Source organism: Anaerolineales bacterium (genome assembly GCA_030583885.1).
In the GTDB taxonomy this organism is placed as follows: Bacteria; Chloroflexota; Anaerolineae; order Anaerolineales; family Villigracilaceae; genus Villigracilis.
The window spans coordinates 1,415,296-1,433,918 of record CP129480.1 but is presented as its reverse complement, the minus strand read 5'-3'; the positions used below and the strand labels follow the sequence as shown (position 1 = coordinate 1,433,918).

The 18,623-nt window shown below is 55.6% G+C and carries 22 protein-coding genes; 15 read left to right on the top strand and 7 right to left on the bottom strand.

Features of this window, described 5'->3' with window-relative positions; all coding sequences use genetic code 11:
- Window positions 1-19: 19 nt before the first annotated feature.
- Window positions 20-1,009 (bottom strand): hypothetical protein, encoded by a 990-nt coding sequence (locus QY332_07190; protein ID WKZ37715.1) that lies wholly within the window; start codon window positions 1,007-1,009, stop codon window positions 20-22.
- Window positions 1,010-1,072: 63 nt separating this feature from the next.
- Here QY332_07190 and QY332_07185 point away from each other — a divergent pair, with 63 nt between their 5' ends.
- Genes QY332_07185 through QY332_07175 form a run of 3 tightly spaced genes read left to right on the top strand, consistent with a single transcriptional unit; the run spans window position 1,073 to window position 3,032 of the window.
- Window positions 1,073-1,885, top strand: a complete 813-nt coding sequence (locus QY332_07185; GenBank protein ID WKZ37714.1) for a hypothetical protein — start codon at window positions 1,073-1,075, stop codon at window positions 1,883-1,885.
- A 2-nt stretch (window positions 1,886-1,887) separates the two neighbouring features.
- Entirely contained in the window at window positions 1,888-2,286 is a 399-nt protein-coding gene (locus QY332_07180) for a M67 family metallopeptidase (protein WKZ37713.1), read from the top strand.
- Window positions 2,287-2,342: 56 nt separating this feature from the next.
- Window positions 2,343-3,032: a glycerol-3-phosphate acyltransferase gene (locus tag QY332_07175; GenBank protein ID WKZ37712.1), complete on the top strand. Its 690-nt coding sequence runs from the start codon at window positions 2,343-2,345 to the stop codon at window positions 3,030-3,032.
- Between the two features lie 59 nt (window positions 3,033-3,091).
- Here the strand turns inward: QY332_07175 and QY332_07170 are convergent, their stop codons facing one another.
- From QY332_07170 to QY332_07150, 5 genes are all read right to left on the bottom strand, one after another.
- Window positions 3,092-3,904: a type II CAAX endopeptidase family protein gene (locus QY332_07170; protein WKZ37711.1), complete on the bottom strand. Its 813-nt coding sequence runs from the start codon at window positions 3,902-3,904 to the stop codon at window positions 3,092-3,094.
- Between the two features lie 15 nt (window positions 3,905-3,919).
- Entirely contained in the window at window positions 3,920-4,330 is a 411-nt protein-coding gene (locus QY332_07165) for a VOC family protein (protein ID WKZ37710.1), read from the bottom strand.
- Between the two features lie 21 nt (window positions 4,331-4,351).
- Window positions 4,352-4,846 carry a hypothetical protein gene (locus QY332_07160; GenBank protein ID WKZ37709.1) on the bottom strand — a complete coding sequence of 165 codons (495 nt, stop codon included), beginning with the start codon at window positions 4,844-4,846 and terminating at the stop codon, window positions 4,352-4,354.
- 160 nt (window positions 4,847-5,006) lie between these two features.
- A complete protein-coding gene (locus QY332_07155; protein WKZ37708.1) occupies window positions 5,007-5,267 on the bottom strand; it encodes a hypothetical protein in 261 nt (86 codons plus the stop codon).
- 360 nt (window positions 5,268-5,627) lie between these two features.
- Window positions 5,628-6,641 carry an NAD-dependent epimerase/dehydratase family protein gene (locus tag QY332_07150; protein WKZ37707.1) on the bottom strand — a complete coding sequence of 338 codons (1,014 nt, stop codon included), beginning with the start codon at window positions 6,639-6,641 and terminating at the stop codon, window positions 5,628-5,630.
- A 265-nt stretch (window positions 6,642-6,906) separates the two neighbouring features.
- On the opposite strand from QY332_07150, the gene QY332_07145 reads away from it, so the two are divergent.
- The 10 genes from QY332_07145 to QY332_07100 all read left to right on the top strand — a co-directional run bounded on the left by QY332_07145 (window position 6,907) and on the right by QY332_07100 (window position 15,394).
- Window positions 6,907-7,653, top strand: a complete 747-nt coding sequence (locus QY332_07145) for a hypothetical protein (GenBank protein ID WKZ37706.1) — start codon at window positions 6,907-6,909, stop codon at window positions 7,651-7,653.
- 9 nt (window positions 7,654-7,662) lie between these two features.
- Window positions 7,663-8,472 carry a DNA methyltransferase gene (locus QY332_07140; GenBank protein WKZ37705.1) on the top strand — a complete coding sequence of 270 codons (810 nt, stop codon included), beginning with the start codon at window positions 7,663-7,665 and terminating at the stop codon, window positions 8,470-8,472.
- Window positions 8,473-8,518: 46 nt separating this feature from the next.
- Window positions 8,519-9,493 (top strand): hypothetical protein, encoded by a 975-nt coding sequence (locus tag QY332_07135; GenBank protein ID WKZ37704.1) that lies wholly within the window; start codon window positions 8,519-8,521, stop codon window positions 9,491-9,493.
- Window positions 9,494-9,558: 65 nt separating this feature from the next.
- Complete coding sequence (locus tag QY332_07130) at window positions 9,559-10,365, top strand: N-acetylmuramoyl-L-alanine amidase (protein ID WKZ37703.1); 807 nt, start codon at window positions 9,559-9,561, stop codon at window positions 10,363-10,365.
- Window positions 10,362-11,087, top strand: a complete 726-nt coding sequence (locus QY332_07125) for a L,D-transpeptidase (protein WKZ37702.1) — start codon at window positions 10,362-10,364, stop codon at window positions 11,085-11,087. The genes QY332_07130 and QY332_07125 overlap by 4 nt, the downstream gene beginning before the upstream one ends.
- 100 nt (window positions 11,088-11,187) lie before the next feature.
- Window positions 11,188-12,153: a L,D-transpeptidase family protein gene (locus tag QY332_07120; GenBank protein ID WKZ37701.1), complete on the top strand. Its 966-nt coding sequence runs from the start codon at window positions 11,188-11,190 to the stop codon at window positions 12,151-12,153.
- A gap of 54 nt (window positions 12,154-12,207) precedes the next feature.
- Window positions 12,208-13,239 carry a L,D-transpeptidase gene (locus QY332_07115; GenBank protein WKZ37700.1) on the top strand — a complete coding sequence of 344 codons (1,032 nt, stop codon included), beginning with the start codon at window positions 12,208-12,210 and terminating at the stop codon, window positions 13,237-13,239.
- A 55-nt stretch (window positions 13,240-13,294) separates the two neighbouring features.
- Window positions 13,295-14,317: a L,D-transpeptidase family protein gene (locus tag QY332_07110; GenBank protein WKZ37699.1), complete on the top strand. Its 1,023-nt coding sequence runs from the start codon at window positions 13,295-13,297 to the stop codon at window positions 14,315-14,317.
- 74 nt (window positions 14,318-14,391) lie between these two features.
- The gene (locus tag QY332_07105) at window positions 14,392-14,967 is read left to right on the top strand and encodes a hypothetical protein (protein WKZ37698.1); all 576 of its coding nucleotides are present in this window, start codon (window positions 14,392-14,394) and stop codon (window positions 14,965-14,967) included.
- A gap of 4 nt (window positions 14,968-14,971) precedes the next feature.
- Window positions 14,972-15,394: a hypothetical protein gene (locus QY332_07100; protein ID WKZ37697.1), complete on the top strand. Its 423-nt coding sequence runs from the start codon at window positions 14,972-14,974 to the stop codon at window positions 15,392-15,394.
- A 33-nt stretch (window positions 15,395-15,427) separates the two neighbouring features.
- Here the strand turns inward: QY332_07100 and QY332_07095 are convergent, their stop codons facing one another.
- Window positions 15,428-16,147, bottom strand: a complete 720-nt coding sequence (locus tag QY332_07095; protein WKZ37696.1) for a class I SAM-dependent methyltransferase — start codon at window positions 16,145-16,147, stop codon at window positions 15,428-15,430.
- 152 nt (window positions 16,148-16,299) lie between these two features.
- On the opposite strand from QY332_07095, the gene nusA reads away from it, so the two are divergent.
- Complete coding sequence (nusA, locus tag QY332_07090; protein ID WKZ37695.1) at window positions 16,300-18,177, top strand: transcription termination factor NusA; 1,878 nt, start codon at window positions 16,300-16,302, stop codon at window positions 18,175-18,177.
- A 44-nt stretch (window positions 18,178-18,221) separates the two neighbouring features.
- Window positions 18,222-18,542, top strand: a complete 321-nt coding sequence (locus tag QY332_07085; GenBank protein WKZ37694.1) for a YlxR family protein — start codon at window positions 18,222-18,224, stop codon at window positions 18,540-18,542.
- Window positions 18,543-18,623: the final 81 nt, after the last annotated feature.

The following is an 18,623-nucleotide window of genomic DNA, read 5'->3' as shown; positions in this document are numbered from 1 at the left end:
ACCTCCGACGATCGATAATTTACGCCTTTTTGACCGCATGATTCGGGCGCAATCTTTCGATCACACCCTGCACCCAAACGCTCATATCCCGATAATAAATGAAACTGCCGGCCAGCAGGGCGGTTGTTACGAACGAATGGCCAAGGATGCCCACCAGCGTCATCCACGAATTCTGCGGGGGGATCCTCCACAAATAGTTCAGTCCGAATGCGAGCAGGAAGACCGTCAGCACGAACAAACTACTGGTCGGGAGCGTGAAGCGCATCAATTGCAGACTGCTCAACATGGACGTGAACACATTCTGCCTCTTCACAAAAACGCCATGCGGCCAGAAGAACACCGGCACGACCAACCGCATGGAAACCAGACAGACCAACAAGACAAATACATTCGCAAGGAATGCATTCAGCTGCAGGACAAGGAACAGGACCACCAAAAGCGGGATGCCGATGATCATCAGCAGGATGGCACAGGCAATGGAGACGAGGATCGTCTGCACAACAGCGTGGAGAGGCTGGACCCGTTGTTCCACATCTGAAACCACAACCCATGCCACACTGCGGAAGTACAACGCCCCGCCGATCCAGCCCAATACCGTGAGCAGGATGATCCAGCCGGGGAAACTCAAGGCGCTCACCTGCAAAATGGCAGGCTCCCCCAAAGGTGTTTGAGTCACATTTTGAGACTGGAGCAGGCTGGAGATCCCGACAGGAAGCGTCCGTAAAAACCAGAACAGGTTAATGGTCGGAATCGTATTCTGATACCAATCCAGCACGCGTTGAATATCCTGGGCAGACACGCCGCCCCTCTGCCAGATGAGCACCACGTCATCCACAATCGAGTCGAACAGGGCATTCATGCGCAGGCGCGGACCCAGCCAGATGAACAGGTTCAACAGGAGCGGCAGAAGAATCGCGGTGATATGTGAAGCGATTGTATCGAAACCCGCTTTAATGGAACTGATGATGCCCGGTGGAGGCGGGAGGTTTTCTATGCGTGAGACTTCCATAACCAGTTGATTCTACCATACCCCTGCTTGCGCCCGCAGGCGCGCGCAGGTACAATCCTTGACATGCAGGAGAACCGTTCCCATCTGCCCTCCGCAGACCGCATTGGCGTTTTGATCGCCTCCGTATTGCTGGCATTTGCGCTGACAAGGTTGATCCAATCGCCCCGCCTCACCCTGACCCTGAGCCTGCCCGGTTTCTACTATGCCTTTCCCCTCACCCTCGGCACGTTCATGACCATTCTTGCCGCCGCGCTGACCGCCGCCGGCATGGACTGGCTCACACGTGCCCACCCCACACTGGAAACAAAACCCAACCTCGAACACCTGCTGCTCCCCACCGTGACCACCTTTGTGATCGGCGCGCCGCTCGCACTGTTGACGGACGTCCGTGCATGGTGGATCGGCTTCGCCTTTGGCGCAGTCCTGCTCGTCGCTGTTTTTTTGGCGGAATTTATTACCATCAACCCGTCCGCGCCAGGCTATGCGGTTGCGCGTGCGGGGCTCACCGCGCTGGCGTATGCGCTGTTCCTCATCCTTGCCACTTCGCTGCGTTTTTCCGGCGCGCGCATGTTCCTGCTCGTGCCGGCCGTCTTCATCGTGGCAGGTCTGATCAGTCTGCGCATCCTCCACCTTGACGGTACGGACCGCTGGGATTTTCCCTGGGCGATCGGCATCGGCATCATTTGCGCTCAAATCGGCGCGGGCCTGCATTACTGGTATCTCACCCCCATACAATTCGGCGTTGCAATAACAGGACCGCTGTACGCGCTGACGATGTTATCCATGAGCCTCACGGAAAATATCCCGCTGCGCCGCGCGGTGGTGCTGCCCGTCATCATTCTTGGCATCGCGTGGACCACGGCGATATTTTTATAGCAATGCAATCCCTCGGCCTTTCAAAGGAACAACTGCAAGGCATGATCGCGCACGCCGCTTTGCATGCACCGCTCGAGGCGTGCGGTCTGTTGGCGGGACGCGATGCAAAGGTGGAAAAAATCCTCTGCGTGCAGAATCAGGCGCAAAGTCCCGTGCGATACGTCATGGATCCCATCGAACAGCTGCATGCCTTTGAGTGGATCGACTCCAACGGCATGGACCTGCTTGGCATCTTCCATTCGCATCCAACGGGGCCTGAGACTGTCTCGCCCACCGACATTGCAGAGGCCGCCTATGCAGTGGTCTACATCATTCTCGCACGCGTGGACGGCGAGTGGCGGGCGCGCGCCTTCTGGATCGAAAACGGCGGCTTTCACGAAGTGTCCCTGCAGGTCCTGTAAGCAACCATATTTGACTTCGCGTGTTTTATGGTTACACTCAAATCGGAGGAGTTTTGATGCAAACTGTTATAGACCTTGGGCTTATCCTTCTGGCGTATATTTTCGGATCGATCCCATTCGGATTGCTGATCGTGAAACTGAAGACAGGAAAAGATATCCGCGAGGTGGAAAGCGGCAGGACGGGCGGGACGAACGCCATGCGCGCCGCAGGCTTTTGGGCGGGATTCGGGACAGCCATGATGGATATTGTGAAAGGCGCGGGGGCGGTCTGGGTGGCGCAGTGGGTCTCACCGGACAATCATTGGGTGCATGTGATCGCCCCGCTGGCCGCCATCCTTGGACATAACCACTCGATCTTTTTGCCCGAACGTGATGAAAACGGGAAACTGATACGTTTGCGCGGCGGCGCGGGCGGGGCGCCCTGCGTAGGCGGCGCGATGGGACTTTGGCTGCCTTCCATCCTCGTCATCCTGCCGCTCGGCATGTTGACCTTCTTCACCATCGGGATCGCCTCCATCACCACGCTGGGGGTGGCATTTTTCGCCATACTTGTGTTCGCCATCCGCGCCTCGCAGGGACTGACGCCCTGGATCGATATGTGGTACGGCGTCGGTGCGTTGATCCTGCTCATCTGGGCATTGCGCCCGAATCTGAAGAAGCTGTTCGCGGGCGAGGAACGTGTGGTGAAGTACAGTTTGAATGGCTGGCTGAGGGCTAGGAAAGAGCAGGGGAGCGCCAACGGGTAATGAGTGCTGAAAAAGAGACTGCCTTCGGGCAGTCTCTTTTCGTTTGAAAAGCCGGGATACTACTTTGGCGGTTCAAACCACTTCGAACGGTTTGCCAAAATTAGAACAAGCGCGAGGAGTGCATAGAACACCATCAAGTAGAGGAAGGCAGTTTGATCCCCGCCAACGCGTTGTTCGATGGGCGGGAAAAGGGAGATGGACGTGTTGATGGCGGTGTGAAATAGCAGGGCGGTAAACAGGTTGTTACCTGTCTTCAAATAGAACCAGGTGAAGAATACGCTGAATCCAATTCCAAGAAAGACGAATACATCGAAACGCATGAAGGCTTGGGATGTGTCCGCAATATGGAAGAGCGGAAGATGCCACAAGCCCCAAATCGCGCCGAGGACGTTGCTGGCAATCAGCGGATTCCACTTCTCGAGCAGGCGCGGCAGGGCAAAGCCTCGCCAGCCGAACTCCTCCTGAAATGAGCCGCCGAGGAAGAACAGCATCAGGAAGGTCGGCAGGATCAGCAACGGCTCGGAGAGTAACGTCGAATCGGGCTGGAATCCGCTTTGGGCGACATTGATCTGCACTGCCAGAGCGGCGAGCAGAAACGGCAGGGACAGGATGACCAGCCACCAGATGAGTCCGAGGCGCAGGTCGAAGCCTGAGCGCAGAAACTTCCTGACGGCTGTCCATCCGCCTGCCTTGTACGTCAACGCCATGGACGACACGAGCGGACCGTGCGCGCCGATGATGACCAACACCATGTTAGGGAAAGGCAGTGTAAAAACCCCGAGCGAGCCCAATACGGCGATTCCCCAAAACGCCCATGAGAATGCGAATGCCCAAACGAAAAAAGAGATCAGGGATTTATTCGATGATTGCATGGATTGCATTCCTTTTTATTCTTTGTTCATCACCTGAAACAACGTGACCTGCATCCCGTCCGGGTCTTGCAGGCGGACATTGTAATCGCCCCAGGGAGTCATCACGGGCGGATGGACGAGCGTGGCGCCGTTGGCGAGCAGCCGTTCCATCGCGGACTTCAAGTCCGGCACTTCGAGCGCGAAGCGCACCTGCCCGCTGACCCGCCGCCCCGCTTCGAGTTGATCGATCACTTCCGCCTGCCGTTCGTCGAAGAGTTCGAGCGTGGCGGAGCCCATCTCCAGCATCATGGCTTTGCCGCCGTCGTTGTTCCAGATCGCGGACGGTTCGATGCCGAGACCGTCGCAATAGAATTTGACCAGCCGCTCGTAGCCGCCGGCGGTGAGCGCAATACGCAGTTGCAGCACGGGGGGATTTGGGGTGGGCATGGGGGATTCCTTTCAAATATCCTATTGCATACTCTGCATCCAAAGCTTTGTGTCCTCTGCCTTCACGGCTCGCTCCGCTTCATGGATTAACATCTTTAAGCTTCGTCTGCGCCTGAAGGGGGCATTGGGAGGTAAATAGAAATCTGGCAGAGGGGTTGGCTGACTGTTCTGCGATAGATTAAAGCAGGGTGACCAACGCTGGATCTGCAACCGCTCGGCAGCGCTCACGTCATTCCCAACATCATCGAATTGCCCGGATTGTGAGCTCAACAATTCGATGGTGAAGTTCATGGATTTTGGCCAGTTGCACCAAACAAACCGGCCCATGATCGAGTGGCCTTTGAAGCCGCTGAGAAGGTGTTCCCAAACCCGCGCAAAGGCAAAATGGGACTGACCGACGTAGAAGGCCACTGTTTCGTCTCGAAACAGATATAGATCGAGGCGCTTCCAATCTGGCGGGCATTGCCCGACGAGCAGGAAACGTTTAAGAGAAATGACAACCTTCTGATCGTTCATGGAATGGTTCTATCAGGAATTGAATTCAATTGAAAGTCGGTTAATCCGCTTCAGCGGATTTTGCAGGCGTAGCCTGACGGTTCATCGTCGGGCGGATTTGGGATTCGTCCTGTTTATCAAGGTGCCGCACGCAGCGAAGCGAGACAGAGTGTATGCTTTGTTAGGCTGAATTTATCGCTTGTCTGAGTGGATCAAGTGCTTTAAGAATTACGCGTGCAATAGCCATAAGTTGACGTACTGAAGAAGCATATCCTCCAACAGAAAAGGTTGAATCAATTTCCTTTAATACACGTTCTTTCTCAGTTTTAGGAGAACCAGCGTGAACGCCTCCCATAACATTTGCCTCAAATTGTATAACATCTCGAACAGTGTATTTGTGGTTATTGACCACTGTAACAATTGTTTGAAAAAAACTGGTCACGATTAATAGAGAGATGTTTCTTGAAGGGCGGTGCAGTATCTGGGTCGAGACCGTCTTGGATGGTCCAAAAAATTGGGTAAGGCTCATTGTTTGGAAGAGATATTGGCACCGTTGTTACAAAAACAAGCTTTATTCGATGCTCTCGATTAACTTGATCAACAAGTGGAAAGTCATCAAGAAATAGTTTCCGTATCAAACCAGAAATCAAGAGGATTTCATATGGTTCGGTCTCCGAGAGACGTTTTTCAATATCTTCGAGGGTTTTCTTAAAAAGGATTTCAGTTTCGTGAATACTTTCCTCAGCCCAACTAAGGCGTTATACAGCGCCCTGTATAACGCCTTATATACTCCATTTTACCCCTACCTCCCATACCGCTTCCGTATCTCCGGCAGGAAGTACTCCTCGAAGAAGCGGTCCACGTCGTAATCGGGAGACCAGCTCCAATCGGCGCGGGCACGGGCATCGTCCACGTCTTCGGGCCAGGAATCCACGATTCCCTGGCGGCGGGGATTCGGCTCGAAGGTGATGTTCGCGCCTGCGAAGGCTTTCTCTGCGCGCTGGCGGAACTCGTCCGCGCTGATGGCGAACGCCGCCACGTTGTAGACATTGCTCGTCAGCGACCCGCGCGGTGCGTCCATCAGCATCAGCATGGACTTGATCGCGTCGGGCATCGCCATGAAGGAGATCTTCGTATCAGGGCGCACGAAGCAGGCATAGGGTTGTCCCTGAGCCGCGGCGTGCAGCATCTCCGGTCCGTAGTCGCTCGTCCCTCCGCTGGGAACAGTAAAGGCGGAGATCAAGCCCGGGAAGCGGATCGCGCGGAAGTCCAGCATGACCGGGGGGGTTTCATCCAAATGTTTTTGACCGTAGAACCTGCTGTAATAGACCCCCAGTTTTTCACAATACAATTTATTGCATCCGTACATCGTGTGCGGGTTATCCCAATCCTCCTCCTTCACCGCGCCCGCCGCGCGCTTCGTCTCCAGGTTCGGCATGCCATACGCCGCGATGGAACTGGGGAAGATAAACTTGACCGCCTTGCCGTACTTCTCCGAACGGTACGCCGCCAGCATCAGCAATTGCATCGTCCCTTCCACGTTGATGCGGTGCGCCTCCTCGGTGGCGACCTCCGCCTTCGATGAAAGCGACGCCGCCAAGTGGAAGATGATATCGAAATCATAATCATAAAAGGTTTTTATTTTATAGACCAGGTCCCCCTGCACATGCTCCGCTGAAAGGTCTTGAATCGAATCGGGCAAGGGCATAAAATCCGCTGTCACGATCCGATAGCCTCCCCGCCTCGATAATTCCTGCACAAGCGCCTGCCCGATCTCGCCGCACGCACCCGTCACCAGCACCTGCTTATCGGTCATCGTATTCTCCTGATATGCTAGAATGATATGGCTTTATTTTACGACACATCGAATGAAATTTTGTCACAAAATGGTTATGATTTTAAAACCCTTAATGTCGTTCCCCAAAGGGGAGGCTGTGCGAGCCGCCGCTGGTCGAGTAGAGCGAGTGCTTGTCTTGCTCGTATCGAGACCAACGCGGCGACGACATCGTACCCAAAGGGTAAGCAATCTCCCAATAACCGGGAGATTGCTTCGTCGGACTATCGTCCTCCTCGCAACGACAATGTTAATTTCCTGCTCCACAATGGACGCCTGGCTGTTCACACCCACGCCCGTCACCCCGACGGAAACCCCGCCTCCCACGGCGACCATAAACTGGTTCCCCGCCACAGCCACGTCCACCCTGCAAACCTTCCCCACCAAAGCCCCCACCGCAGAGATGCGCCCCGGGCTTGGGAACATCCTGCTCAGCGACGATTTCTCCGACCCCTCGCTTTGGGACACTGCCGTCTCGAACCAGGCCAGCGCAGGCGTGGACAATAACCGCCTGACCCTCGCCGTGCAAAGCGGCGTGTATATGCTCAGCCTACGGCAGGACCTGGCGCTGAACAATTTCTACGCCGAGATCACCGCCCGCCCCAGCCTGTGCCGCAGCGATGACAATTATGGAGTGCTCATCCGCGCGACCACAGCGACGTATTATCGTTTCGCCCTCGCCTGCAATGGAACCGTCCGCGCCGAACGGATCAGCTCCGGGAACCGCGTCCCATTGCAGCAGCCTCTTCAAAGCGGTGACGTGCCGCCCGGCGCGCCGGGCGAGGTGCGCATCGGAATATGGGCGGTCGGCCGGGAAATGCGCCTCTTCCTGAACGGGCGATTCCAATTCAGCGTCAGCGACCCCACCTTCCGCAGCGGGACCATCGGTGTTTTCGTCCGCTCCGCCGGAGATACCGCCGCCGTGGTCTCCTTCTCCGACCTGAGCATCCAAGGCATAGACTACATCCCGCCGACAAACACGCCCGTACCATAGAGGTGTTCCATGGCAAAAAACAAACTCAACGACCTCGACCCAAAGACCTGGCTGAAATTCCAAAAGTCATGGTTCGTTCACAACCCGCCGCCGCGCAAGAGGGACGCACGCGTGCATCCCGCCAAATACCCTGAAACAATGGCGCAGGAATTCATCGAGTTCTTCACCAAAGCCGGCGAGACCGTGCTCGATCCCATGGCCGGGACCGGCTCCACCCTCATTGCCGCATTACGCGCGGGACGGAATTCCCACGGCATCGAACTGAATCCCAAATATGCGGAGATCGCAAAACAACTTATTGAAGAGGAACGAGTTTCATTGGGTCAACAAGCCGAAAGTCTGATATCTGAGATCGTCCATATGGACGCCATGCATGCCATTGAGCTTCAACCATTGACCTTTGACTATGTACTCACCTCCCCGCCCTACTGGGATATGCTGCACGCCAAGGGCGCGGACAATCAAAAGAAACGCCGCGCCGACGAGGAACTGGATGTCGTCTATTCGGAAGACCCAAACGACCTCGGCAACATCCACGAATACGAGGAATTTCTTGCCAGGCTGGTAACCATCTACGCAGGCTTGAAACCTTTACTGCGTGAAAAAGCCTATCTTACGATCATTGTCAAGAACGTCAAGAAGGGCGGCAGGATCTATCCCCTCGCATGGGATGTCGCCCGCGAACTCGGCAAAACCTATACCTTGAAAGACGAGAAGATCTGGCTGCAGGATAACCAGTCCCTTGCGCCGTATGGCATGGGCAGTGCCTGGGTAAGCAATACCTTTCATCATTATTGTCTGCAGTTCAGGAATGAGTAAGACCGGGAATGGATTCATGGATGGATAAACCCGATCAGCATCTACCATGATCAACGTTAATGACCTCCTCCGCCTGCCCTACACGCCCGACCTGACCGAGGGCGGGATCGCGTATGCGCTTCGTTCATTGATGTATTCCTTCGAGCGCGCGGGCAGGTCCCCTTATGACAGGCTTCGCCGCACAGTGGCAGGCGCGGCTGTGGAACTTGCCTTTCGGCGGCATCTCTCGCAGGGCAACATTCCTTTTGAAGTGCGGGCCGCAGCCCCTTTCACAGACCATGAACGCTACGATGTCACCCTGGGCGGGCGCCGGTGCGACATCAAATCCTATCTCATCTCGCATCGCGGGCAAATCGCAGAGATGCGGCGGGATCCAGCGGTGTTGTTGAACGCGCCCGCGCTCGTCCCGTCCGATCAACACGCCGGTGACGGCCACCTGCGCAGCGACATGTACATTTTCGGATTTTTATGCGGCTTGATCGCCGCCTCGCAGGCCGACCTGAAAAAAGCCATCGGGAAAAAACATCCGTATTACCTCGTCCATGCCATGCCCGAGGCATGGCGCAAGCCTATCCATTGGAATCCGCTCGGAGCGCTGAGCCTGAAATCCGATTCAGACGAGGAACTGCTGGTCGAGATCAGCGGACAGGATGAGGCGCGGGAGTTGAAACGAACGGTTGTCAGTCTCCCGCCGAGGATAAAAGTCACGGTGGACGAATCCTTTTATACCGTCACCGCGCTTCATGTCCGTCGTGTTGCAGATGCGCGGGTTGGCATCCGTTGTGAAGCGATCAGGGATGCGCACGTCGTTGCGCCGTTGGAGTGGGGCAATATTTGGGTATACGGCATGGATATCTTTCTGGCGGGATATGTTTCGCATGAAGAATTCGGCCGGAGCGCGAATACGCTTTTGCCAAACTCAAAGGTGTTTCAATATGAACATACCCGTGTAAAGAATTTATTTTTGCCGGTGTCCGATCTGAAACCGATCCAAAAATTGCTGGAGTTGCCCCAACAATAAAGGATGATCGCAATCGGTCAATTATGCCACTTGCGTACCGGTTTTTAAGGTAATATTATATTGAAATGGAACCTGCAAAAGACAGACATCCCCCACGCCCCAAAAGAAAGCCGCGCCCCCCGGGTGCCTTTGCATCCACGCTGGGTATTGCAGTTTTTCTGGCGACTCTATTCACCGCCTGGACCCCCAACAGCATCTTTGCCAGCAACCTGCAGGACCAGCTGCGCCTGATCCTCACGCCTCAAGCGGAAACGAATAGCACGTTCACCACACCCCAGCCGCAGCTGCGCATCGGCATCGTTGCGGGTCACACCGGCAATGACTCAGGCGCGGTATGCACGGACGAGAATGGACAGGTGACTTTGAAAGAGGTGGATATCAACCTGAATATCGCCAACCTTGTGCAGAAAAGCCTGGCTGCGCGGGGCTATCAGGTTGATCTGCTGAACGAGTTCGACACACGCCTGAACGGCTATCGTGCAGTGGCGCTTGTGTCCATCCATAATGATTCGTGCACCTACATCAATGAAGAAGCGACCGGTTTCAAGGTGGCGGCTTCGCTGGAGACCCGCGATGTCAACCGCGCCCAACGCCTGACAGCCTGCCTGACAGACCGCTACCAGCAGGTTACGGGGCTGACCTTCCACGCCAACAGTATCACCGCCGATATGCGCGAGTATCACGCCTTCTCTGAAATCGACCCGAACACGATCACGGCCATCATTGAGACTGGCTTTATGAATTTGGATCGCGAGATCCTCACCAAACATACGGAGCGGGTCGCGGAGGGAGTTACACAGGGTATTTTATGCTTCATCACCAACGAAAGCGTGCTTTCGACGGCGGTGCCTCTGCCCACGTTTAACCCATGAACCAGCCAAACATCCCTCCGCGAAGGAACCCGCTCTATCCGCTTATGATCCTGATCTTGATGTTATGCGTCGTGGGCGGCGCGGCATGGACGGCAACCACGGCGCCTGCACTGGGATTCAGCGGTGCAATCCCCACGCCAACACAATGGAGTTCCTTTGCCTTTGCACAGATCGCAAAACCCACCTACACCGCCTCCCCCACGGCCACATTAATAATTCCCACACAAATCCCCACGGAAACCATCGAACCGATGGTGCTGGCGGAAATCGTCTCCGAATCGTTGACGTATGATTATGTTGCCTCTGTAACACAGGACGATGAACAGGCTCCACTTTTCTACGGCGGGAACAAATACATCCTCGTGGACATCTCCGAACAGCATATGTACGTTTATGAAGGCGATGTGCTTGTGTATAGTTTTGTCGCGTCCACCGGGATGAACAATGCCACGCGCGTCGGCAATTTCAGCGTGTTAAACAAAATCCCAAGTGCCTATGGATCCACATGGAATATCTGGATGCCAAACTGGCTGGGCATTTACTGGGCCGGCAGTCTGCAGAATGGCATCCACGCCCTGCCGATCTTGCCGAACGGGGCGCAGTTATGGGCGGGGTATCTGGGTGTACCCATTTCCTATGGATGCGTGGTACTGGGCGCGTATGAAGCACAGCTGCTCTACGATTGGGCTGAGGTTGGCACGCCCGTTGAAATCCGATGGTGAAGTGGCTGTCTTTTGTTTTATAATGTGCTCAGCGTGCTTACACGCATTGGAGCTTTCCCACACGAACGGGCTGATCAGTAGACTTTAGCACAGGTGACCCATGAATGACCTCTTAAAATCACGTGAATCCACATCCGATGCGCGGATGAACGGGGAAACGCGTCAGGGTGGGGTTAAGCCGGGGAATAGGAAACCAGCCCGAACCGTCAAAAAGAAGCGAAATCTTATCCTCCCCGTCCTGCTGGTCGTGGTCGGGTGTGTGGTGCTCCTGTTCGCGGCATGGTCGGCGGTGAATTCGCCGGTACTGGCGTCCATCCTACGTATTTCATCCGCACCACAGCAGGAACAAAGTGCGCCAGCCCAATCGTTCGCGCAGGTGAATATTGCAAAGCCGACCTATACGCCGGCTGGATTTCAGCCCGTGGCGCAGGAGATTTTCCCAACCGCCACGTTCACAGCCCTGCCGCCAATAGCATCCCCTTTGGGGACCGCAACATTGACCCAGGAGCCGCAGGTCGCCCTTGTTCCCCCAACCGACATTCCAACCAGCGAATCGTTTGCGCCCCCTAACCCGACAGAGCCACAATCCCTTGAATCCATACCAACCAGCGATGGCGTTATCCTTGCAGAGATCGTCGCGGATACACCCACACCCGTTTACGTGGCTCCGACCGCCGCACCCAACGTACCTGCGCAGGTGGCGGGCACCGGCGGCAAGCGCTGGATTGACGTTGACCTTTCACAGCAGCGCCTGTATGCCTATGAAGGCGATACGCTGATCCGGTCGTTCGTTGTATCGACCGGCACATGGCAGACGCCAACCGTGACAGGCAAATACAGCATCTGGATCAAGCTGCGCTCCGCGCCGATGTCCGGACCCGGGTATTATTTGCCGGATGTGCCTTACATCATGTATTTTTACAAGGGCTATGGCATCCACGGCACATACTGGCATAATAACTTCGGCACGCCAATGAGCCACGGATGCGTGAACATGACCATCGCCGATGCGGAATGGGTGTATAACTTTACAGCGGTCGGCACCGTGGTGAACGTGCATTATTAGGACCATGTCATTGCAAGCCATGTTTTTCGGCAAGGCAATCTCCCGCACAAGTGCATGAATCAAACCAACCTGTCTCGAAGGGATTTCCTTAAACTGGGCGGATTGGGGCTGGCAGGTTTGCTGGCCCCCCCGCTCAATTTTGATGTTGACGACCCGTTCCTCTCCCAACAGGGACGCGTGACCATCCGCACCGTCTGGGTGTACGACCGTCCATCCACGGAAGCCGCGCATGTGAGGTTATTTCAGCGTGATGCGGTTTTCGACATCACCAATACCGCCATTAACGAAAACGTCGCAGTGCACAACCGCATATGGTATCAAGTCGGTACGGAGGGATACGTGTACTCCGGGGACATCCAGCCTGTGCGCACAATTCTGAACACACCGCAAATGGAAATTCCCAAAAAAGACGGGCTGCTTGCCGAAGTCAGTGTACCGTTCACCGACGCGCACGAAGCGGCCGACAAGGAATCCAGGGTCATCCATCGCATGTATTATGAAACGACCCACTGGGTCAAATCCGTGACGACCAACCCAAAGGACGGGCAGGTCTGGTATCAGGTGCGCGACGATAAATGGGACAAATACTATTACGCGCGCGCAGAACACCTGCGCACCATGAGTGCGGATGAACTTGCGCCCATCTCCGCCGAGGTGCCAAACCGCGAGAAAAAGATCGTCGTGCGGCTCGCCCAGCAAATCGTCATTGCATATGAAAATAATGCCCCCGTCTTTGTCGCGCCGGTTTCCACAGGCGGCGTTCTGCGTGTCGGCACATACACCACACCCCAGGGCAATTTCATCACCTATTACAAACGTCCCTCGCGCCACATGGCCGCCGGGGACATCGCCGCCAGCGGATTCGACCTACCCGGCGTCCCCTGGGTGCAATACATCACCCAAAACGGGATTTCCTTCCACGGCACATTCTGGCACAATGACTTCGGCAGACCGCGCTCGCACGGGTGCATCAACCTCTCCTCAAGCGCCGCAAAATGGCTCTACCGCTGGACCTCCCCACAGGTCGCGCCGAACAAGGAATTTTCCTTCGGGGGCGTGGGAACCAGGGTGGAAATCACAGCATAGTACCAAAGGGACATTCTCTAAACCTGCTCTCAACCTTTATAGTTACAATTCAAGCATGAGTATCTCTCAACTTTCCCGCCGCGACTTTTTAAAACTCTCCGCCTCCAGCGTGCTCGGGCTTGTTCTCTCCGAATTGGGCATCCAGCGCGCCCTGGCTGCCCCCCCCGCCTCACAGGGACGGGCGATCTGGAGCGGCGTTCAAATCTACGACGCCCCCCACCTGACCGCCAAAAAGATCCATCTCCTGCGCATCGATGAGGCTGTTGACCTGCTCGCAGAAGTGGAGGGGGATAACATCGACAATAAATTCAACAATACCTGGTACCAATTGGACGGCGGCTATACCTATTCGGGCTGGCTACAACCCGTTGAAACCAAGTACCAAAAACCGGTCTATGAGATCCCCACCGAAGGCAAACTGGCGGAGGTCAGTGTGCCCTACAGCCTGACCCGTCTGGCCCCGTATTACTTTGCAAAGACCGCACATCGTATTTTTTACGAAACGACGCATTGGGTACGGAAGGTCATCGTCACGCGCGAGGAAAAAAGCGTGTGGTATGAGATCTACGACAAGGAATTCAAAAAATCCTTTTACGTCCCATCGTACAACATGCGCCTCATTCCGGATGAGGAACTGACCCAGCTTTCCCCGCAAGTCCCGGACGAGGAGAAACTCGTCCACGTGGACCTCGAAACGCAAATGGTCACCGCGTTCGAAGGGGAAAAGATGGTGCTTTCCATCCGCTGCGCCAGCGGGGAACGAGGCACGGATACCCCAAAGGGCGAATGGCGCACCTACCACAAGGGACCCTCCATCCACATGACCAATTTTGGCGATGCGGTCGCAAACATCTACAACCTGCCCGGTGTGCCGTGGTGTGCATTCTTTACAGGTTCCGGTCACGCCTTTCACGGGACCTACTGGCACAACGACTATGGACGCCCGCGCAGCAACGGCTGTATCAACCTGCCGTCCAGCGTCTCCAAATGGCTGTACCGTTGGACCAGCCCCGTGCTTGCACCAAACCAGGATTATGTACATTTGCCCGGGCAGGGGACAAGGGTCGTGATCGTATAATTATCAAGTCCGCCAGCAAGCTGGCGAAAATGCAGGAGCAAGCTCCTGCAATCCCCAAACTCAGAGGAACCCAAATGAACACCATTTTTCAACACAACCAGTATTTGCTCAAACGACAGGTCTTCGCCTTGACAGGTAAGTTCCGCTTCTATGAACCCGGCGGCAACCTCGTCCTGTTCAGCGAACAAAAGATGTTCCGCCTGCGCGAGGACATCCGTGTGTATTCGGATGAAAGCAAGTCCCAGGAAGTGTTGATGATCAAAGCGCGCCAGATCATCGATTTCTCCGCCGCGTATGATGTGATTGACAGCGTTACCGGTCAAAAGGTCGGGGCGCTGCGCCGCAAGGGACTTGCCTCGATGCTGCGCGATGAATGGGAGGTATTGGATGTGAACGATAACCGCATTGGGACATTATTCGAGGACAGCATGGGCCTGGCACTTCTGCGCCGCTTTCTGAGCTCGCTCATCCCTCAGAATTATGACATGGTCATCGGCTCGAACCGTGTGGCGGACCTCAAACAAAATTTCAATCCATTTACCTATCAGTTGAACATGGATTTCAGCATGGATACCGCCCGCCAACTGGATCGCCGCGTCGGCATTGCCGCCGGCATATTGCTCGCCGCGATCGAGGGCAGGCAGGGATGATGAGTTGACCAACACTCCTCTTTTCGCCGGACTCGTCATAGACGAATCCGGCAAACCTGCCGAATCCGCATTCATCGGAAATGAACCCGCCTATGTGGTGGACGATGACGGCTTCCGCCGTCACATCCCCGCCGAGCAGGTGGACCGCGCCGTGCTGGATCAAATGGCCGGGATGATGAAAGGCAGTGAGGACCTGCTTTCCGAACAAACTGCAAAAATGCTCGGACAGGAAGATCCGTTCTCCAAGGCCATGATCGAACAACAGTTAAAAAATATCGACAAGCAGTTCGATGCGATCCTGCAGACCGGCCTCCCTGAAGATATGCGTGCCTACCTGGGCATGATGGGCTTCAAGGTGATCATCAATTACCATGGTGAGGTGGTGCGGGTGGAACAGCCGGGTGCGGCGAGCGACGAGGGCGAATAAAAAAATCCGAGGTCTTCAAGACCTCGGATTTTTTTACATCCTCTCCACCACCCAGAAATGGGACAGGCCAAACGACTTCAACGGCGTCTTTTCCAAAAACTGCAAGACCGCCCGCAAAAATTTCCCAAATATTCCAAACCTTGTGATGAGATTATCGTACGCGCCAAAGATGATCGTACGTTCGATAAATTTGACAGGCAAGCCGTCAAACAACGTTTGCACCTCGCGGCGGGAATACACGCGCACATGCGGGGCAAGTCTGTCGCGCAGGTTACGCGGCAGATAATTCACGAACAGCTTGTTGCCGAAATAATATTTTCCCTTCCAAAAGATGCCGTGGGTCTCGAAGGGATATCCGCGGTTCGGACAGAAGATGATGGCACGCCCACCCGCCTTGAGAACACGGACGATCTCTTCGATCGCGGAGCGGTCATCCTGTACGTGTTCGATCACTTCGTGGCTGAGGATCAGGTCGAACGTCGAAGATGGAAGCGGGAGGAATTCCCCGGCAGCGTTGATGATCTTCTCCGAATTGACCCGCGCATCGGCGGCGCGCTCGAAGTCATATTCCAGGCCGATCATATCCGCGCCGAGGCCTGCCAGCTTTTCCACATACATTCCCACCCCGCAGCCGTTTTCCAGCACTTTTCCATGAATGCGTTCCCCCGCAAAACGTGAAATCATCTCAAGCCGGCGCTGCTGCCCCGCGCGCCAGACATGGGAGGGTTCGCCGCGCAGTGCGGCTTTGGGCATATCTCTATCCGTCATAGCGGAAGATTATACCTTGCGCCTTCAAAGCCTTTATGCTAGAATTTTGCCCGAACGGACAACCCAATAGAGAAGACACCGAGAAGTGGGTAGCCCCCACTTCTTCGCTTGTACACAGGAGCCATGGAGCAGGAAGCATGCCAAAAAACGATTTTGCATTAGCCTTCAACGAAGTGCTGGAGGAAAAACAATTAGCCAAGGATATTGTCGTTGCCGCGATAGAGTCGGCGATGGTATCCGCCTACCGGCGCGCGGTGGGCGCGTCCACCGCGCAGCACGTGGAGGCAAAACTGGACCCCGAGAGCGGGCTTGTGACTGTATACGCCGAGAAGGAAGTAGTGGAGGACAGCATCATTGATGATCGTACGGAAGTGCTTTTGGAAGAGGCGCGCAAGGTCAACCCTGAGATTCAAGCCGGCGACATGCTTGTGGTCGAGACCACACCCGCAGACTTCGGACGTGTGGCGGCTCAGACTGCGCGTCAGGTGATCCAACAGCGCATCCGTGAGGCGGAACGTTCCAATCAAATGGAATATTTCCAACGTCAGGAAGGCGAGATCGTTTCAGGTTTGGTGCAAGCCAGCAACGCGCAGGGCATTACCATTGGTCTGGATATGAAGGCTGAAGGCGTGATGCCAAACAACCAGAAGATCCCCGGCGAGAGATTGAAACTGCACGACCGCGTCCGCGCAGTGGTGATGGAAGTGAAGGACGGCACACGCGGTCCGCAGATCATCCTGTCGCGCGCACATCGCAATTTCCTGCGCCGTTTGCTGGAAAATGAAGTTCCCGAAATCTATCATGGCATTGTGGAGATCCGCGCGATCTCACGCGAACCGGGCGCACGTGCCAAGGTGGCAGTCTCTGCCACACAGCCGGGGATCGACCCGGTGGGCGCGTGTGTGGGCATCAAGGGCGTGCGCATCCAGGCTATTGTGAAGGAACTGCACGACGAAAAGATCGACATCATCCAATGGGATGCAGATCCCATCGTCTATATTTCCAAAGCCATCAGCCCGGCGCGCGTGAACGGTGTGTATCTGGTCGATAATGAAAACGCACGCACCGCGACGGTTGTGGTGGGCGAAGATCAGTTAAGCCTCGCCATCGGGCGCGATGGACAGAACGCGCGTCTTGCCGCAAAGCTGACCGGCTGGCGCATTGACATCAAGTCACTGAGCGAGGCGGCGGGTGATTCACTCGCCAAATTGCAGAGTGACGCAGAGCTTGCAGGCATGCTGCCTGCAGCCATGGAACAAATGCCGCAGATCGAGGAGATCCTTGGGAAGAAAGCCGAGGGCCGCCCGATCACCCCGGAGGAATACACCCTGCTCGGTCAATTTGTGGACCGTGTGGAACGCCGCACGATCCAGATCAAGGAGGAAGCCGCCCGCGTGGAGGAGGAACGCACAGCCGCCGCGCGCGCAGAGATCCCTGCGGCTGCGTTCACCACGCCGCTCGATCAGGCCGGTATCAAGGAACACATCTTCAACATCCTCACGGAAGCCGGCTATGAAACGGTCGGCAACCTCATGTTCGATATGAAGATGGACGCCAACAAAGTGCTCGGGCTGGCCGGCATTGGTTCGAAGGCAATTCAACACATCGAGGAAGTGCTGGGAGCGTTGACCTTCCCTGAACCAGAGCCGGTAAAGGCTGAAGAGGAACCCGTCGCCGTGGTTGCCGAGGTGCCTGCAGAGACTGGGATCGCTCCAGCTGAAGAAATGCCGGTTGAGAAGCAGCAGGCAGAGGGCAAGAAAGAAGCGAAGAAAGTCGTCGAAGAAGAGGATGACGAACATGCGAAGGACGGCGTATCGCTGGACGAGCTGTTCAAGATGAAGCCGGAAATCTTCCAGGCTCCGGCAAACGCCGAGGATGAATCTTCCGACGATAAGAAGAAAGGCAAGAAAGTCAAGAAGAAGGGTGTGGCCCTGGAGTTCGACGAAGACCTCGGCGCAGTGGTGGGGCGCAAAAAGCATAAACGCGGCGACGAGGGCGGCGGCGAGGATTGGTAGACTGATAATCCCTCCTCCTGAATGGAGGAGGGGGATGATCGAAGGTGAAGAAGAAACCTGTCCAACGTGGTAAGCATGTGCCCCAGCGCACCTGTGTGGGATGCCGTGAGGTTTTGCCAAAAAGGCAAATGCTGCGGATCGTCCGCACTGCTGAGGGGGTGCGCGTGGACCCAACCGGTAAACTGGCTGGCAGGGGGGCTTATTTGCACGACCGCCGCGCATGCTGGGTGCGCGGCATGAGGGGAGCTTTGGCGCATGCGCTCAAAGCGGAATTCACCGCGGAAGACCGCAGTGAATTGGAAAATTTTATGAACACCCTGCCGCAGGATGCAGAACCCGACAAGTCCAGCCATGTGAACGATTAGCCACTCGCAGACAGGCGCCTCTTGTTGGGGAAACCAGGAAATATCGCGGATTTGGCTAAAAACATCCGCAAACTTGAAGGA

Bases quoted from the DNA above. Each gene is read 5' to 3' on its own strand.
- QY332_07115 (WKZ37700.1), top strand. From the start codon at position 12,208: ATGAATCAAACCAACCTGTCTCGAAGGGATTTCCTTAAACTGGGCGGA.
- QY332_07175 (WKZ37712.1), top strand. From the start codon at position 2,343: ATGCAAACTGTTATAGACCTTGGGCTTATCCTTCTGGCGTATATTTTC.
- QY332_07110 (WKZ37699.1), top strand. From the start codon at position 13,295: ATGAGTATCTCTCAACTTTCCCGCCGCGACTTTTTAAAACTCTCCGCC.
- QY332_07120 (WKZ37701.1), top strand. From the start codon at position 11,188: ATGAATGACCTCTTAAAATCACGTGAATCCACATCCGATGCGCGGATG.
- QY332_07170 (WKZ37711.1), bottom strand. From the start codon at position 3,904: ATGCAATCATCGAATAAATCCCTGATCTCTTTTTTCGTTTGGGCATTC.
- QY332_07190 (WKZ37715.1), bottom strand. From the start codon at position 1,009: ATGGAAGTCTCACGCATAGAAAACCTCCCGCCTCCACCGGGCATCATC.
- QY332_07165 (WKZ37710.1), bottom strand. From the start codon at position 4,330: ATGCCCACCCCAAATCCCCCCGTGCTGCAACTGCGTATTGCGCTCACC.
- QY332_07130 (WKZ37703.1), top strand. From the start codon at position 9,559: ATGGAACCTGCAAAAGACAGACATCCCCCACGCCCCAAAAGAAAGCCG.
- QY332_07150 (WKZ37707.1), bottom strand. From the start codon at position 6,641: ATGACCGATAAGCAGGTGCTGGTGACGGGTGCGTGCGGCGAGATCGGG.
- QY332_07095 (WKZ37696.1), bottom strand. From the start codon at position 16,147: ATGCCCAAAGCCGCACTGCGCGGCGAACCCTCCCATGTCTGGCGCGCG.
- QY332_07160 (WKZ37709.1), bottom strand. From the start codon at position 4,846: ATGAACGATCAGAAGGTTGTCATTTCTCTTAAACGTTTCCTGCTCGTC.
- QY332_07125 (WKZ37702.1), top strand. From the start codon at position 10,362: ATGAACCAGCCAAACATCCCTCCGCGAAGGAACCCGCTCTATCCGCTT.
- QY332_07180 (WKZ37713.1), top strand. From the start codon at position 1,888: ATGCAATCCCTCGGCCTTTCAAAGGAACAACTGCAAGGCATGATCGCG.
- QY332_07185 (WKZ37714.1), top strand. From the start codon at position 1,073: ATGCAGGAGAACCGTTCCCATCTGCCCTCCGCAGACCGCATTGGCGTT.
- QY332_07145 (WKZ37706.1), top strand. From the start codon at position 6,907: ATGTTAATTTCCTGCTCCACAATGGACGCCTGGCTGTTCACACCCACG.
- QY332_07105 (WKZ37698.1), top strand. From the start codon at position 14,392: ATGAACACCATTTTTCAACACAACCAGTATTTGCTCAAACGACAGGTC.
- QY332_07135 (WKZ37704.1), top strand. From the start codon at position 8,519: ATGATCAACGTTAATGACCTCCTCCGCCTGCCCTACACGCCCGACCTG.
- nusA (WKZ37695.1), top strand. From the start codon at position 16,300: ATGCCAAAAAACGATTTTGCATTAGCCTTCAACGAAGTGCTGGAGGAA.
- QY332_07140 (WKZ37705.1), top strand. From the start codon at position 7,663: ATGGCAAAAAACAAACTCAACGACCTCGACCCAAAGACCTGGCTGAAA.